Origin of the sequence: Parabacteroides sp. CH2-D42-20, from assembly GCF_003670185.1 — a bacterium.
GTDB lineage: Bacteria > Bacteroidota > Bacteroidia > Bacteroidales > Tannerellaceae > Parabacteroides > Parabacteroides distasonis.
Genome location: NZ_RAYG01000022.1, coordinates 86,217 through 102,912, shown reverse-complemented (window position 1 = coordinate 102,912; position 16,696 = coordinate 86,217). Strand labels below are relative to the sequence as shown.

Below are 16,696 nucleotides of genomic sequence, written 5' to 3'. Positions count from 1 at the left end.
AAAGCATATATAAGTTAATGCTTATTATGGAAATTGACTACAACCTAAATCATCTCTTATATAGACAACCGAATTTCAAAGAGTATTGTTCACTAGTTTTTCCAACTATTGGGTCTTTTCATAGGTAAAGTGAAAATAAATGTAGAACCAAATCCTTCTTCGGACATCACAGAAATATTACCGCCCATTTTTAATACCAGACCTTTACAAATTGCTAATCCCAATCCGACTCCTTGCTCAAAATCGCTTAATTGCACGAACCGAGCAAAGATATTATCTAATTCATCCTTGGGAATGCCACAACCTGTATCCGAAACATAAAACTTAATCATTTTCTCCTCAGCCTCAAGCGTATACCCAAACCAAATACGACCTTTTTTAGTATGCTTAACCGCATTCGTCAATAAATTCATGCAGATTTGCCATAATCGATTTCGATCTATATTAAATATGATATCGGGACATGCATCCAAGGTCATTTCCACCCCTTCCGGTCTACGTAATTGTATGGAGTTATATAGATCTTTCATAAAGGAAGGTAAATAAACATCCATATAAGTAAACGTCATCATATCAGACTCGATTCTGGAAATATCCAAAACATCATTTACTATACTTAAAAGTAAATCATTGTTCATCTTGATTAAACTAATATAATTTTGGCGCAATTCCGAATCCTCCTCCACTCCTAACAAATCAGAGAAACCGACAATAGCGTTCAACGGTGTACGGATCTCATGGGTCATATTCGCTAAGAAAGTCGACTTAAGCATATCCGCCTCCTCCGCTTTTTCCTTGGCTAAGATCAAGTCTTCCTCAAACTCCAATCGTTCTTGATCATCGATCATACAGCCAACAATCAAATTCGGGAAACCATTTTCATCCTTTTCATGCGTCTTACCGATCACCTCATAGATCCGATAGGTGTTATCATCGTTCTTTAGACGAAAATCTATTTTATATTCATCCAATTTATTCGTACGGATCGTATTGAATAGATAGAAAAAGTCGCCAGAATCGTCCGGGTGACGAAGTTGCGGCAAAGCCTGACAGATGAACTGATTACGTTTCAATAAACTATTGGTCGTGCCATAAAACTGGAAACAACGGTTACAATGTACTTTATCGCAAGACTTAAATCGGCTGAAATTAAAAGAATAAGTCGTAATCTTGCTATTCTGCAAAGCAAGCTCCATCATCATCCGACTTTCGGACAACTTACTGCTTAACGCCTCATTCGCTTTCTCCTGCTCAACGAGCTCCGATACATTCCGTATATAAATAATCACATACCGGTCATGTACAGGTACCAACCGTAGTTTAAAATAAACGATCGGAGCGTTATGTCCCGGAATCGATAAATCTAAATTCATGATCTCCGACTTATTCAAGCAACTTTGCACGATCGCAGCCACACGACGCTTAGTCTCATCCGGATAAATGAAACCCGGAAGATCATCGATACGCCGATTGATCGACTCTGGTGTTATACAAGTCTCCATAGCATAAGCGATAATCCTCTCTACAACCAGTTGCTTGTTTACCAAAAGGATCGTATCAGGAACCGCTTCCGCCATCTTTTGCGACATGTCCGTCAATTCCTTCAATTCCCGGTCATAACCGGCTGCCTCCTGCCCGACCGCCGGATTACCCGTTAATAATAAGGTATATCCAAGAATCTCTCTATTCTCATGCATTGAGGGGATGATAGAATACGGTACAGGCAAAGAACCGGAAACCACGCTTCCCCCACGCAGATATTGTTTTTGAAGATCGGTCAACAAATCTGTACGAAAAAGATTATTTAATAAGAAGTCCGCTTCATTCGTAAAAGGAAATTTCTCGTTTAAGGACTTATTTATATCAATTAGCGCACCGTTTTTATCATACAGAGCACCTCCCATGGGATAATATGTAAAAAAATCTGTCAGCAAACGCTGTTTTACCTCGGAAACCTCCATATACTTTCTTTATTAACATCAATAAGTTACAAAGAAATAAAATCTTTGAAAATCAGAGAAATTTTAAAGCATAAACTTTAGGTCTATTTCACAAGAAAATCAGTCTCTTTACTAAAAAGCAACAACAAACCTTCACTTACGCTTGTTACTTAACAAACAAATTAATTATAATATGAAAGCATTAATAGGTAAAAAGGCACCGGAATTCCACGCTCCGGCAGTAGTGAATGGCAATGAGATCATCGAGGATTTCTCTTTGGAACAATATGTAGGCAAGAAGTATGTAGTCATGTTTTTCTATCCGATGGACTTTACATTCGTTTGCCCGACAGAATTACATGCCTTCCAACAAAAGTTACAGGAATTCGAAAGACGTAACGTAGCGGTGGTTGGTTGCTCCGTCGATTCTCAATTTTCTCATTTCGCATGGTTAAACCAAGATAAGAATAAAGGAGGTATCCATGGGGTGACTTATCCACTCGTATCCGATTTTTCCAAAACCATCTCTGAAAACTTTGGCGTATTGGCCGCTGATTATATTACGAACGAAAGTGGAGAACTTATCTCCAGAGGAAATCCGGTCGCTTACCGGGGTCTGTTCCTGATTGACAAAGAGGGCTTGATCCGTCATTATGTAATCAACGATTTACCATTAGGCCGTAACGTAGACGAGGCTCTCCGTATGGTCGACGCCTTACAGCACTTCGAAGAATATGGCGAGGTTTGCCCGGCAAATTGGTCCAAAGGAAAAGACGCCATGAAAGCGACAAACGCAGGAGTCTCTAATTATTTAAGCCATCATTGATATATTGCAAGAAAGGGGGCTAGGCCCCCTTTTTTATACTATTGAGACAATCGTTTACACTTTCCCGAGATATGCGAGATGTCCAAACAATACGCTAATCATAGTAAATCTATAAAAAAATAATATACATTTGCGTCATAAAGTTGACACATGATAAATATTATAGATCTATGAGAGCAAGAATAACCTTATTATTATTCGCCATTCTTTACAGTTTCACTTGTCTGGCGCAAACTAATTTTGAAAAACACTTCACGAAGAAAAGTCTCCGGATTGATTTCGCATTGAGTGGGAATTGGGATTTCCAAGCCGCCGCCATACAACAACTCCGGGAAGAACCTGTCTGGGCGGGGCCGGTCAAAAACTTAATCGATCCGTTTGGTTATGGAGGGTATTATATTAATGTATATGATAAAGCCGGTAAAGAGTTGATCTACTCACGAGGATTCAATACGTTATTCGAAGAATGGAGAAGTACGGAGCAAGCGAAGACCGAGACACAATCTTGGACAAATAGCATCTCTATCCCCTATCCGAAAGCTCCTGTCATCATTGAGATTACGGCAAGAGACAAGGCCGACATGCAGTTCCATCCTTTATTGAAACAAGAGATTGATCCGGCCAGTATTTTTATTGACCGGGGGAAACTCAAGGAAAACCGGATCACAAAAATCCAATATAACGGGGATTCCTCCGGGAAAGTAGACCTCGTATTCTTAGCGGAAGGTTATACGGCGGATGAGCAAGAGAAATTCGTAGCTGATGCCAAACGTTTTACGGAGGCATTGTTTAAAACCCCGCCTTATGACACTCGCCGGGAAGATTTCAATGTCTGGGCGGTAGATGCCGTTTCGGAAGAATCGGGAACAGATGTATCCGGTAAAGGTATATTCAAGAATACCGCATTGAATTCCGGCTATTATACGTTTGGGGTAGATCGCTATTTAACCACCCCGGATATGAAATCTATACGTGACGCCGTATGGAACGCTCCTTGCGACGCAATCTTCATCTTGGTAAACACGGACGCTTACGGTGGTGGCGGTATGTATAATTTTTATGCCATGGGAACCGCCGATAACCCACGTACCCCGGTCGTATTCGTTCACGAGTTCGGACATAGTTTCGCCGGCCTAGCCGATGAATACTTCAGTTCCGAGGTCGCTTATCAAGATTTTTATAATTTGAAGTACGAGCCTTGGGAACCGAACATCACGACCTTGGTTAACTTCGATGCTAAATGGAAAGATCTTCTACCGACTAATACACCGATACCTACCCCATTAGATGACGCCCATAAGGATAAGGCAGGCGTATTCGAGGGAGGCGGTTACATCGCTAAAGGCATTTATCGCCCGATGGATCACTGTATGATGCGTGATTACGCTCCATTCTGTCCAGCTTGTAGCCGGGCGATCTTACAGATGATCGATTACTTCACGGATAAACCGATAAAACATTAAAAAGAAAGAGCGGGTACCCTAATAGCTTTGTTACATCAACTATTAAGATACCCGCTAGCACTAACCTATCAACATTTATTTCATCATCGGAACTTCTATCAAAAGAATTTTAGCGTGCTTCAAGACTTCTATCGTAATGCTTTCGGTTTCCCAGAATCCGGCCCCGTCACGCTTAGACAGGATCGTATTACTTACCTCCCCCTCTCCGTCGATCACGAATAAATAAACCCCATTATTTTTACTATGTAGCTTATACTCCTTTACTTGACCGGCATCTAGGTTTCCTAAAGAGAACCAAGCGTCTTGGTTGATCGACGCAGGAGCGCTACCATCCGGAGCGATGATCAAGGACAACTTATTCTTTTCCGAAGTAACCGGACGCACGTCATAACTGGCATAATGAGGCTTGGTATTCTCCTCACGGGGAAATACCCATATTTGCAAGAACTCCAATTGTTCATTACCGCTGTCGTTGAACTCACTATGCACGATACCGGTACCGGCGCTCATCACCTGAATATCTCCCGGCGTAATCACCTCGCTATTCTTTATGCTATCCCCATGGCGTAAATATCCCTTTAACGGGATGGAGATAACCTCCATATTCTTATGTGGATGCATATCGAATCCCTCACCCGGCGCCACGGAATCATCATTCAATACACGTAGCATCCCGAAATGAACCCTTTCCGGATTGTAATAATTAGCAAAACTAAACGTGTGATGTGTTTTCAACCAACCGTGATTCGCATACCCTCTGGATTGAGCCTTATCAACTACAACTCTCATATTTTCCTCCTTTTTAAATCTACATTAATAACAAATCCATAACTATAAATGTTGCGGGACGCATATTTCGAACATTTCATGTAAACATGTGATTCATATATGAACAGAAATCGCTACTTTTGCACAATTAAAAAAACTCATCCTGTAAATATAAAATCTTATGGCAATCTACTTAAACGATGTATCGAGAACATTTGGTGAGTATTTACTTATTCCCGGTTTAACCACCAAAGAATGTATTCCCGCAAACGTTTCATTGAAAACGCCGCTTGTGAAATTCAAGTCTGGCGAGAAATCCGCTATTGAATTAAATATTCCTTTCGTTTCAGCGATCATGCAATCGGTTTCCGGCCCTAAACTGGCAATCGAGTTGGCTCGCAACGGAGGACTTTCCTTCATCTTCGGCTCGCAACCGATCGAGAGCCAAGCGGATATGGTTCGCAAAGTAAAGAAATTCAAGGCCGGATTTGTTATCAGCGACTCTAACCTTACGCCCGAGAATACCTTGGCCGACGTGCTTGAGCTAGTCCGCCGGACAGAACATTCTACGATTGGTGTGACAGATGATGGTACGCCTAACGGCAAATTGCTAGGTATGGTAACCAGTCGCGATTACCGTGAAGGCAAAGACCCGATCGACATGAAGGTGAAAGATTTCATGACCCCGTTCGCTAAACTAATCGTTGGCGAGCTAGGCATGACCTTGAAAGAGGCGAACCAGATTATCTGGGATCATAAGTTGAATACATTGCCAATCATCGACAAGGATCAGAAGCTTCAATACTTCGTATTCCGCAAGGACTACGATAGCCACCGTGAGAACCCGAAAGAGTTATCCGGCGGTGATAAGAAATTATTAGTAGGTGCCGGTATCAACACCCGCGACTATAAGGAACGTGTTCCGGCATTGGTAGAGGCTGGCGTTGACGTATTGTGTATCGACTCTTCCGACGGCTATTCCGAATGGCAGTACGAGACCTTGCACTGGATCAAGGATACCTACGGAGACAAGGTACTGGTTGGTGCCGGAAACGTGGTTGACCAAGATGGTTTCAACTACTTGGCTGACGCCGGAGCGGATTTCATCAAGGTAGGTATCGGTGGTGGTTCCATCTGTATCACCCGTGAGCAGAAAGGTATCGGTCGCGGACAGGCTACCGCCTTGATCGACGTAGCGAAAGCTCGTGACGAGTATTTCAAAAGACACGGCGTTTATATCCCTATCTGTAGCGATGGTGGTCTGGTACACGATTACCATATGGTATTGGCGTTGGCTATGGGTGCCGATTTCTTGATGATGGGCCGTTATTTCGCCCGCTTCGACGAGTCGCCTACGAAGAAGATGAAAATCGGAAACAACTTCGTGAAGGAGTATTGGGGTGAGGGCTCTAACCGTGCGAAGAACTGGCAGCGCTATGACATGGGTGGGAACGAATCCTTGAAATTCGAGGAAGGCGTGGACAGCTATGTACCGTATGCCGGAAAATTGAAAGATAATTTAAACGTAACATTGGGTAAGATGATCGCTACGATGTGTAGCTGTGGTTCCATCTCTATCCAAGAGTTGCAGCAGCATGCCAAGATCACGCTTGTCTCCTCTACGAGTATCGTTGAGGGTGGCGCTCACGACGTGATCCTGAAAGAGCAGAATTAATTACAATATGTATTCTAGTAGAGGCGTGGCACGCTACGTCTCTACTATTTACACATTCAAATAATTTACCATGAAAAATCTATTACTTACAGTTATCCTTTTGTGTTTTTGTTTGCCATTCGTAAAAGCCGCCGATCAAAAGATGATCTTAATCTCAACCAATGAGACGGACTTGATTTTACAAGTAGCCCCCAATGGACGGCTCTACCAAACTTATCTAGGGAATAAATTAGTAAACGAATCCGAATTTGAGAACCTCTCATGGAATATCCAAGCCGGAACGGATGGCAGCGTATCAACCCGTGGATGGGAAGTATATCCTTGCTCAGGAGCGGAAGATTATTTCGAACCAGCTTTCGCCATCCAGCATAACGACGGAAACATGACTAGCATATTCAAGTATGTTTCCAGCGAATCTAAGAAACTAGACAATAACGTTACGGAGACAATTATCTCCCTGAAAGACGATGTATACCCAGTGGAGGCTAAATTACATTATGTAACCTTCGCTAAAGAAAACGTGATCAAGGCTTGGACTGAGATTCGTCATATGGAGAAAAAACCGGTCACGATTACCCAATACGCTTCCAATATGCTTTATTTCGAGAGTCCTCGCTATGTATTGACCGAGTTTAGCGGTGACTGGGCCAAAGAAGTACAGATGAGCAGCCAAGACTTGAAATTCGGGAAAAAGATTATCGATACGAAACTAGGCTCCCGTGCCGCCATGCACGCTTACCCGTTTTTTGAGATTGGGTTAGGTGCCCCGGCCAGCGAGAATACAGGAGATGTTTTAATGGGAACGATAGGTTGGACTGGAAACTACCGCTTTACGTTCGAGGTGGACAACGCCGGTAACCTTCGTGTCATCTCCGGCATCAATCCCTATGCGTCCGCCTATGAATTGAAACCGAACGAATGGTTCGTCACCCCTGAGTTTATCTTTACGTTGAGTAACCAAGGAACCGGAAAAGCCAGTCGTGATATCCATGATTGGGCACGTAATTACCAGATCAAGGATGGTAAAGGCGATCGACTTACCCTACTGAACAACTGGGAATCGACCGGTTTCAATTTCAACGAGAAGAAATTGGAGGAACTAATGAAAGAAGCCAAGCATCTAGGTGTAGATATGTTTTTGCTGGATGATGGTTGGTTCGCTAATAAATACCCTCGTCAAAACGATAAGGCCGGATTGGGCGATTGGGAGGTTACACACGATAAGTTGCCAAACGGCATTCCTCATCTGGTGCAGGTCGCTAAAGATGCCGGCGTGAAATTCGGTATCTGGATCGAGCCGGAGATGGTAAACCCCAAGAGCGAACTTTTCGAGAAACACCCGGACTGGGCGATCCATCTACCGAATCGTGAGACCTATTACTATCGCAATCAACTTGTCTTAGACTTAAGCAACCCGAAAGTACAGGATTATGTATTCAGCGTGGTGGATAATATCATGATCGAGAATCCGGATCTGGCTTTCTTCAAATGGGATTGCAACAGCCCGATTACCAATGTCTATTCCCCCTATCTTAAAGAGAAGCAGAATCAATTGTATATCGACCATGTACGAGGTGTCTATAACGTATTCAAACGGGTAGCCGAGAAATACCCTCACCTACCGATCATGCTTTGCTCCGGTGGGGGTGCCCGCTGTGATTACGAGGCATTGAAATATTTCACGGAATTCTGGTGCAGCGACAACACCGATCCGATCGAGCGTTTGTATATCCAATGGGGATTCTCCCAGTTCTTCCCGGCAAAGGCAATGTGCGCCCACGTGACTAGCTGGAACAAGAATACCTCTATCAAGTTCCGTACCGACGTGGCCATGATGTGTAAGATGGGCTTCGATATCAGCTTGAAGGAAATGAACGATGACGAGATGAAATACTGCCAAGAAGCAGTTGCCAACTACAAACGTCTAAAGGGCACGATCCTCGACGGCGATCTGTACCGTCTAGTCTCCCCTTACGATACCAACCATTCATCCGTGATGTACGTGGATAAGGCAAAAAGCAAATCCGTCCTATTCGCTTATGATATCCACCCTCGCTTCGGAGAAAAGACTTTCCCCGTAAAGCTACAAGGATTGGACCCGAATAAGAAATATAAGGTACAAGAGATAAACCTCATGCCGGGCCAGAAATCGACCTTGGTTACCGACGGAGGTACCTTCAGCGGAGATTTCTTGATGAAAATAGGAATGAACGTGTTCTCTACGGCTCATGCCCATAGCAAGGTCATAGAGCTGACCGAGGCTCACTAACTAAATTGTCAACAGAGAATGGACATTATCCGCGAGATAACCCCACTATCGGAAAAGGACTGCTTTTACATCGTAGACCGGCGTAAGACAGAATTTACCTATCCGATCCATTGCCACTCGGAGTACGAGCTCAATTTCATTGAGCACGCTCCGGGGGTAAGGCGTGTGGTCGGTGACTCTGCGGAAGTGATCGGAGAATACGAGTTAGTATTGATAACCGGGAAAGAACTGGAGCATGTCTGGGAGCAGAACGCATGTAAATCGCCTTTGATCCATGAGATCACGATCCAGTTCTCTCCCGATCTCTTCGGGAAGAATCTATTGGAGAAAAACCAATTCAACAGTATCCGGAAAATGTTGGAGAAAGCCCAATGCGGCATCAGTTTCCCGATGTCTTCCATCCTGAAGGTTTACCATTTACTGGAAAAGCTGGTTTCCGAGGAGCAAAGCTTTTATGCGGTCATCAACTTCTTAACCATCTTATATGAGCTTTCTGTCGAGGAGAACTACAAAGTATTGGCCAGCTCCTCATTCGCTAAAATAACAGATATCCATTCCGAGAGCCGTCGTATCCAGAAAGTACAAAATTACATTAACGAACGATACCAACAGGATATCCGCCTAAACCAACTGGCGGAACTCGTAGGTATGGCCCCTTCCGCTTTCAGCCGTTTCTTCAAGTTGAGGACCGGGAAGACCCTCTCCGACTATATCACCGATATCCGTATCGGTTACGCCGCCCGCATGCTGGTGGACACGCAACGATCCATCGCGGAGATTTGTTATGACTGCGGCTTCAATAACCTCTCGAACTTCAACCGTATCTTTAAGAAAAAGAAAAACTGCTCTCCCAAAGAGTTCCGGGATAACTACAAAAAGACAAAAATCATTGTATAAGAGACCTTTTTAACAGAGATAAATACATATCCCCCCCTATTTCTATACAAAATCCCCCCTTCTCTTTTCCTTCACACATCTATCTTTGCGACCAGTCACAAAGGCTTTCATGCCTACGGCTACCCCATCGATGTGTTAAAAATACACTCCGGCAAAAAAGTATTATTCTTGGATAAAATAGTATTTGAACGCACTTGGGATCCGACGTAATTTTGCGACAGAAATTAACAATACATATTAACAACAAAAAACAATTGCCTATGAGGAAGGACCGAAAATCTAATGTTTTTAGCAGTTAACCGCTAATGACCCTATTGAGTAAATGAATTTTAGTTTAGCCTTATATGATTTAATGTAAAAAATAATGAATTCAACAATTAAGAAAACGACGCTGTTTTTAGGCGCATGTATGGCCTTCCAGCTAGGTGGCATACCACAAATGTTAGCCGCCCCTAGTACTTCGATGGAAGTCATGCAACAAACAAAAAGAATCACTGGTACCGTGAAAGACGCAACAGGAATGGAAGTCATCGGTGCCAATGTTATCGTAAAGGGAACGACAAACGGAGTGATAACCGATTTGGATGGTAAGTTCAGCTTAGAGGCCGCCCCCGGCTCTATCATAGAGATCTCCTACATCGGTTATATGACCCAAGAGATTCCCGTAACCGCCCAAACATCCGACTTACAGATCACCTTGAAAGAGGACTCACAGAGTTTGGACGAGGTAGTGGTAGTAGGTTATGGTGTACAAAAGAAAAAGTTGGTGACAGGTGCTACCCTTCAAGTAAAGGGAGAGAATATCCAAAAATTAAACACGACAAACCCGCTAGGTGCCTTGCAGAGCCAAAGCCCGGGCGTCAATATCGTAGCGAACTCCGGCCAGCCGGGTAAGAGTTTCGATATCAACATTCGTGGTGCCGGAACGAACGGCAGCACGACTCCGCTATACATTATTGATGGCGTCGAAGGCGACATCAATTCCTTAAGTCCCGCCGATATCGAGAGCTTAGACGTATTGAAAGATGCCGCTTCCGCTGCGATCTACGGTTCACGTGCGGCCAACGGTGTTGTATTGATCACGACAAAGCAGGGCAAACAGGGTAAATTACAGGTTAGTTACGACGGCTATGTAGGTTTCCAGAACGTATATAAGATGCCGGACTTGCTGAATGCAAAGGAATACATGGCAGTCATGGACCAACTGAACTTCAACACGGGTAACCAACCTTACACGTGGACGAATTACATGTCACAAGAACAGTACAACCGTTACATGAGCGGCGAGGATGAGGGTACCAACTGGCTTGACGCAATCCGCAACAAGAACGCCATCACTACCAGCCACTCCCTGAACTTGGCCGGTGGTACGGAACGCTCCAAATTCTCCACGGGTGTATCCTACACGAAACAGGAAGGTACGCTAGGCAAGCCGGTCGCTTCCGACTACCAACGTTTCACGGTTCGCATGAACTCTGAACATATTTTGTGGAAAGAGGGTGACTTGGATATCATCACATTCGGCGAGAACCTGTACTATAATCATAATGAATCTTCCGGTATCTCCGAGGGTAATCAATACGGTAACGACATCTCTTGGATGTTACGTGCCAACCCGCTGGTTCCTATCTATAACGAGAACGGGGATTACTATATGTATGACGACTTGAACAAGGCCGGTTGGTTCAACTACAACTCTTATACGAGTAACCCGATCGCCGCAATGGTCAACTCCTCCCGTGGAAACAACAAGAGCAAAAACTACGGATTAACTATGGTTGGCTACTTGAAGGTACAACCAATCAAGGGACTCGTCTATAAAGGACAGGTCAGCTACAAACAGAACTCCAGCTCTTACCGTGGCTACAGTCCGGCTTATAAACTAACCTCTACCGATCAAAAACTAACCAATGAGGTTACCCAGAACATGACGACTGGTTGGGACTGGCAGATCGAGAATACGCTTAGCTACACCTTCAACATCGAGAAACACAACTTCGATGTATTAGTCGGTCAATCCTTCAAGAAGAGCGGTTTCGGTATGGGTGAGTATCTGGAGGCAACGGCGAACGACCTTCTGTTCTCCGACTGGGACCGGGCTTATATCAGCAATAGCATGGCTTCTCAGCCTACCTCAGCCAAAGGATATCCGACAGGGGATAACGCCTTAGCGTCATTCTTCGGACGTATCAACTATAACTTCAACGAGAAATACATGGCTAGCGTGATCTTACGTACGGATGGTTCCTCGAACTTCGCCCGTGGTAAACGCTGGGGTACATTCCCTTCCGTATCGGCTGGTTGGGTCGTGAGCAATGAAGATTTCATGGAAAGCACGCACGACTGGATGGACTTCTTGAAGATCCGTGCCAGCTGGGGTCAGAACGGTAACTGTAATATCGATAACTTCCAATATTTCTCGACCGTAGCGTTCGACCACCTCGGACAATATTCCTTCGGCAACAACAAGGGTACGGCCACGCAAGGCGGTTATGCCAGCATCATGCCGAACGAGGACGTGACATGGGAGACTTCCGAGCAGCTAGACCTTGGTCTGGACGCCCGTTTCCTAAGCGGCCGATTGAGCTTGAACTTCGATTGGTACAACAAGAAAACCAAGGACCTGTTGATCGTTGCCCCGATCCTAGACTCTTACGGAACGAACGCTCCCTATATCAACGGCGGTACCGTGGAAAATAAAGGTGTCGAGATCGGCTTAGGCTGGAACGACCAGAAGGGCGACTGGACGTATGGCGTGAACCTAAACCTTGCCCATAACAAGAACGAGGTTACGCAGATCAACAACAAAGACGGTTACATCCTAGGTCCGGACAAGGTACTGGCCGAGAACACACGTCCTGTATCCCGTATGGAAGTAGGACACCCGATCGGTTATTTCTGGGCCTATAAAACGGAAGGTGTCATGCAAAACGCCGACGACGTGCAGGCTTATCTGGATAAGAACTGTAAAGGCAACGCAGCCAACTCCCTGCAAGGTAGCTCCATCCAACCGGGCGACTTGAAATTCGTAGACGTGAATGGCGACGGCGTGATCAACGAGGACGACAAGACCGAAGTCGGCAACCCGCACCCGGATATCACGATGGGTCTAAGCTTCAACGTTGGTTACAAAGGATTCGATTTAGCGGTAACCACCTATGGGGCCTTCGGACAACAAAATATGCGCTCTTATCGTAAGTTTACCGACGGCAACGTGGAGAATTACACCTCCGAGGTATTTGAGTACTGGCATGGTGAGGGAACCTCCAATCGTTATCCTCGTCTGGTTCCGGGTAACACAGGTGTCAACTTCCAACAGATATCCGATATCTTCGTGGAAGACGCCAGCTATTTCCGCATCCAGAACGTTACTTTGGGCTACGACTTCAAGAACCTATGGAAGAACTGCCCACTACCGCAATTACGTCTGTACGTAAGCGCCCAGAACCTCTTCACCTTCACGGGATACAAGGGTATGGACCCCGAAATCGGTACGAACGATAGTTACCGCGAGGACAATCCTTGGGCAAGAGGTATCGACTTAGGTTCTTATCCTTCACCCAGAACTTATATGGTAGGTGTTAACATTAAATTTTAAGAGAAAAGCAACATGAAAAAGTTAATATATGCAATATGTATGGGCGCTGCCGTAGCCTTCTCCAGTTGTGAGGACATGCTCGACACGACCAATTACACAGAGAAGACAACCGCTACATTCCCGGAGTCGTACGACGATGCCCAGCAAATGATAGCAGGCGTTTACGCCAGCATGGCATCCGTTTGCGCCAACCCCGAGAGATCGTTCCTTTATTACGCCCAACTAGCCAGCGATGACGCGCTAGGCGGGGGCGGCTCGAACGACAAGCTGATGCAGGCCATGGACCTGCTCTGCAACTATCAGTCCGACATGACCCGCCAGTTCTGGAAAGACCGTTATGCCGGCGTATTCCGTGCCAACAGCGCCATAGAGACCTTGGATAACTGTCCGGACTTTCCTTCCACGGAAGCACGTAACCAATTGATGGGCGAGGCTCTCTTCATGCGTGCCTATTTCTACTACGAGCTAGCCTCGATGTACAATCGTGTACCCCTAATCACTACATCCCAGACAAGCGACGTGCCACAGGCAAGCCCCGCCGAGATCTGGGGACAGATCTTGCTAGACCTTAAGACAGCCGCCGACATCATGCCCGCATGGCGTGGAGGTACGTCATCCCTTGAGGCAGGACACGTCGACAAGTACACCGCCGAGGCCATGTTAGGCCGTGCTTGGTTGTTCTACACCGGCATGTACGGGAATGGCGAAGATATAGCCGCCTTGACCAGCGCCACTTACAACCCGCTGACCTCCGTCACCTTGGCCGACGGCTCTACCCTTACGAAGGATCAAGTGATCTCTTATATCGATGATTGCGTGAACAATTCCGGATATTCCTTAGCATCCGACTTCCGTAGCCTTTGGGCTTACACGAACCGTTGCACGGTGAACGATTTCGAATACACCGCCGGAAAAGGATTGAAATGGGTAGAGGATGATAACGCCGTCAACCCGGAATCTATGTTCGCCATCAAGTTCAATAAGCTGGCCAGTTGGAATACTACCATCGCTTTCGCCAATGGTTACGCGCTTCATTTCGGTCTTCGCGGAGATCAAGACGTAGCAAATACCTTCCCCTTCGGACAAGGTTGGGGAGCCGGGCCTGTAGCACCGAATTTCGTGAACGATTGGGCAAGCGCAGAACCAAATGACATGCGTCGCGACGCTTCCGTATATCGTACGGACAAATTACCCGCTTATAACAAAGGCGGTTGGGCGGACTTCGTACAGGAAACGGACTACTATGCCATGAAATGGTCTCCTGTCGCATGCAAGACATCCAATGACGAGAGTGGCTACTTCAAGACCTTCGAGAACGAGATGTACGGAATCGATGGCTGGACGCAAGGCGCGAATAACCAAGCCTTGGACAACATCCACGACTTGGTATTGATCCGCTTCGCTGACGTTCTCTTGATGCAATCCGAGCTCAAGGGAGATGCCACCGGTATGAATAAGGTGCGGGAGCGTGCCGGCCTTCCGGCTATCGGCTACTCGCTCCAAGCTCTGCAAAACGAGCGCCGTTGGGAATTAGCTTTGGAGGGTACCCGTTGGAACGACATCCGCCGCTGGCACATTGCCGCCGCGGCCTTGCAGAAACAGATAGGTACGCCTATCTACATCGCAGGTAATCCTGCCACGAACAAGGCGCAAAATGGTGGTTACGCCTCCCGCTACAACACCTCCGCCGGTTTCATGAAGATACCTGAGAGCCAAATCTCACTCTCCAGTGAACTCCAGCAGAACGAAGGTTGGGGAGCGGACGCCGAGTACAATGGCTGGGCTAATTAATAACCTTTTAATTCAGAATATACAATCATGATAAAGAATATATATTATATAGCAATGGCATTGATCGCAGGAATGATGGTTTCCTGCGACCCAATCACAGAAAGTGATCCGGGCATATCCGCCAACTTAACCGAGGCGGATCTGCAAGCCCGTGTAGCGCTTACGCAAACGACGGCCGGACAAAACAAGTTCACCTTCTCCACCAATCCCACACTGACGGTACAGGTATTGGATCAAGACGGGGCCATCCTAGCCACCGGAACCGAGGGTTCCATCATTGGCACTCCTCCCCTCACGAGCTTGACCGTCCGGGCTATGAACCAAGACGGCTCCATCACCTCTTTCTCTAACGATGTGACGATCTCCGAGTATGTGGATGTGCCTTCTATTTATGAAGGATTATTCGGACCGGAGTATAATTCTGTAACTTGGGTTTGGGATACAGATGCCAGCAACGGCCTTTGGGGAAATGGTGCTTATATGGAAAGCACAGGTCCGGAATGGTGGCAAGTTCAAGCCACAGACATCGACCAACAATGTACTGAGAAAGGATATGCCAAAGATGGGTTAGAAGGTTGGATGACTTTTACCTTGGCTGGCAAGAAAGTAGAAACCAGCCGCGGTCAATCCGGAACAATCGCATGGGACTTATCCGCTGTAGCCAAAGAAGGTTGGGATCAAGGTACATTAACGTTCACCGGAACCATTCCTTTATTAGGACTGGTGAAAATGGGAGACACTGATGATACCTTCGCTCCTCAATATGAATATCACATCTTGGAAGCGGATGGTGAGCATCTTAAACTAGCGGCTCCGAAACCCGGCGCAGGTGATTGGGGAGAGGCTTGGTTCTGGAATTTTAAAACAAGAAAATAAAGAAAATATATCATGAAGAAAGTATTATTCATTCTATATTGCACTATTAACAACAACTGTTATTAATATCAATGCTGACGTAAATGGTCCATCACCTTCCTATGCCGCAGAAAGAGAAGGGTATTCAAAAATGTACGTTACAGCTCAAAATCAGGACGCCCATATATCAATGGTTATTGAAGATCAAAATTTCATGGAATATACTATCACCAGTGGTTTTTATAGTGGAGGTCCATGGGTTTACTTTGTTGAACATGGAAAGTATAAAGTTGTTTCCATAGATAAGGGATATAGAGTCTCTTGTAATGGATCTACAGTTCAAGTAGGATCTGTCATAACTTTTAGCGGCGCAACTGGGCATATTGGATTTTACGTAAATAATTGATCTAAAAATGAATATCACGATACTCAATGTTCTCCGTGACATTGAGTATCTCTGATCGGATAAATGAAGAAGATGTATCTCACTAGCAATATTTTATGATGAGATTATCCCAATAATTCATTCATTCTTGTTATATAAGAGGGGCGGAGCGTTTATCGTTCCGTCTCCTCTCTTTTTATCTTACACGGTACTCGCCCTGCAAATATCC

At 45.5% G+C, this 16,696-nt stretch carries 10 protein-coding genes; 8 read left to right on the top strand and 2 right to left on the bottom strand.

All coding sequences use genetic code 11. The features are described 5' to 3' along the window. Positions 1 to 92: 92 nt before the first annotated feature. Complete coding sequence (locus tag D7V92_RS13895) at positions 93 to 1,961, bottom strand: HAMP domain-containing sensor histidine kinase (protein WP_121773109.1); 1,869 nt, start codon at positions 1,959 to 1,961, stop codon at positions 93 to 95. A 172-nt stretch (positions 1,962 to 2,133) separates the two neighbouring features. Between D7V92_RS13895 and D7V92_RS13890 the strand changes: the two genes are divergently transcribed. After that, positions 2,134 to 2,766, top strand: a complete 633-nt coding sequence (locus D7V92_RS13890; protein ID WP_008774437.1) for a peroxiredoxin — start codon at positions 2,134 to 2,136, stop codon at positions 2,764 to 2,766. 170 nt (positions 2,767 to 2,936) lie between these two features. Next, positions 2,937 to 4,229 (top strand): M64 family metallopeptidase, encoded by a 1,293-nt coding sequence (locus tag D7V92_RS13885; RefSeq protein ID WP_005865635.1) that lies wholly within the window; start codon positions 2,937 to 2,939, stop codon positions 4,227 to 4,229. A 75-nt stretch (positions 4,230 to 4,304) separates the two neighbouring features. Here the strand turns inward: D7V92_RS13885 and D7V92_RS13880 are convergent, their stop codons facing one another. Then, positions 4,305 to 5,018 (bottom strand): pirin family protein, encoded by a 714-nt coding sequence (locus tag D7V92_RS13880; RefSeq protein WP_121773108.1) that lies wholly within the window; start codon positions 5,016 to 5,018, stop codon positions 4,305 to 4,307. 160 nt (positions 5,019 to 5,178) lie between these two features. Here D7V92_RS13880 and D7V92_RS13875 point away from each other — a divergent pair, with 160 nt between their 5' ends. The 6 genes from D7V92_RS13875 to D7V92_RS13850 all read left to right on the top strand — a co-directional run bounded on the left by D7V92_RS13875 (position 5,179) and on the right by D7V92_RS13850 (position 16,103). Further along, entirely contained in the window at positions 5,179 to 6,672 is a 1,494-nt protein-coding gene (locus D7V92_RS13875; RefSeq protein WP_005855263.1) for an IMP dehydrogenase, read from the top strand. A 70-nt stretch (positions 6,673 to 6,742) separates the two neighbouring features. Further along, on the top strand, positions 6,743 to 8,941 hold the full coding sequence (locus D7V92_RS13870; protein WP_005855262.1) for an alpha-galactosidase: 2,199 nt from the start codon (positions 6,743 to 6,745) through the stop codon (positions 8,939 to 8,941). An 18-nt stretch (positions 8,942 to 8,959) separates the two neighbouring features. Continuing rightward, positions 8,960 to 9,838, top strand: coding sequence for an AraC family transcriptional regulator (locus D7V92_RS13865; protein WP_009276811.1), 879 nt, complete (start codon positions 8,960 to 8,962; stop codon positions 9,836 to 9,838). Between the two features lie 364 nt (positions 9,839 to 10,202). Further along, entirely contained in the window at positions 10,203 to 13,436 is a 3,234-nt protein-coding gene (locus D7V92_RS13860) for a TonB-dependent receptor (RefSeq protein WP_009276810.1), read from the top strand. Positions 13,437 to 13,448: 12 nt separating this feature from the next. Then, positions 13,449 to 15,227: a RagB/SusD family nutrient uptake outer membrane protein gene (locus D7V92_RS13855; protein ID WP_005855257.1), complete on the top strand. Its 1,779-nt coding sequence runs from the start codon at positions 13,449 to 13,451 to the stop codon at positions 15,225 to 15,227. Positions 15,228 to 15,254: 27 nt separating this feature from the next. After that, the gene (locus tag D7V92_RS13850; protein ID WP_008774445.1) at positions 15,255 to 16,103 is read left to right on the top strand and encodes a hypothetical protein; all 849 of its coding nucleotides are present in this window, start codon (positions 15,255 to 15,257) and stop codon (positions 16,101 to 16,103) included. The last annotated feature ends 593 nt before the right edge of the window (positions 16,104 to 16,696 follow it).

Bases quoted from the DNA above. Each gene is read 5' to 3' on its own strand.
- D7V92_RS13895 (WP_121773109.1), bottom strand. From the start codon at position 1,961: ATGGAGGTTTCCGAGGTAAAACAGCGTTTGCTGACAGATTTTTTTACA.
- D7V92_RS13890 (WP_008774437.1), top strand. From the start codon at position 2,134: ATGAAAGCATTAATAGGTAAAAAGGCACCGGAATTCCACGCTCCGGCA.
- D7V92_RS13885 (WP_005865635.1), top strand. From the start codon at position 2,937: ATGAGAGCAAGAATAACCTTATTATTATTCGCCATTCTTTACAGTTTC.
- D7V92_RS13880 (WP_121773108.1), bottom strand. From the start codon at position 5,018: ATGAGAGTTGTAGTTGATAAGGCTCAATCCAGAGGGTATGCGAATCAC.
- D7V92_RS13875 (WP_005855263.1), top strand. From the start codon at position 5,179: ATGGCAATCTACTTAAACGATGTATCGAGAACATTTGGTGAGTATTTA.
- D7V92_RS13870 (WP_005855262.1), top strand. From the start codon at position 6,743: ATGAAAAATCTATTACTTACAGTTATCCTTTTGTGTTTTTGTTTGCCA.
- D7V92_RS13865 (WP_009276811.1), top strand. From the start codon at position 8,960: ATGGACATTATCCGCGAGATAACCCCACTATCGGAAAAGGACTGCTTT.
- D7V92_RS13860 (WP_009276810.1), top strand. From the start codon at position 10,203: ATGAATTCAACAATTAAGAAAACGACGCTGTTTTTAGGCGCATGTATG.
- D7V92_RS13855 (WP_005855257.1), top strand. From the start codon at position 13,449: ATGAAAAAGTTAATATATGCAATATGTATGGGCGCTGCCGTAGCCTTC.
- D7V92_RS13850 (WP_008774445.1), top strand. From the start codon at position 15,255: ATGATAAAGAATATATATTATATAGCAATGGCATTGATCGCAGGAATG.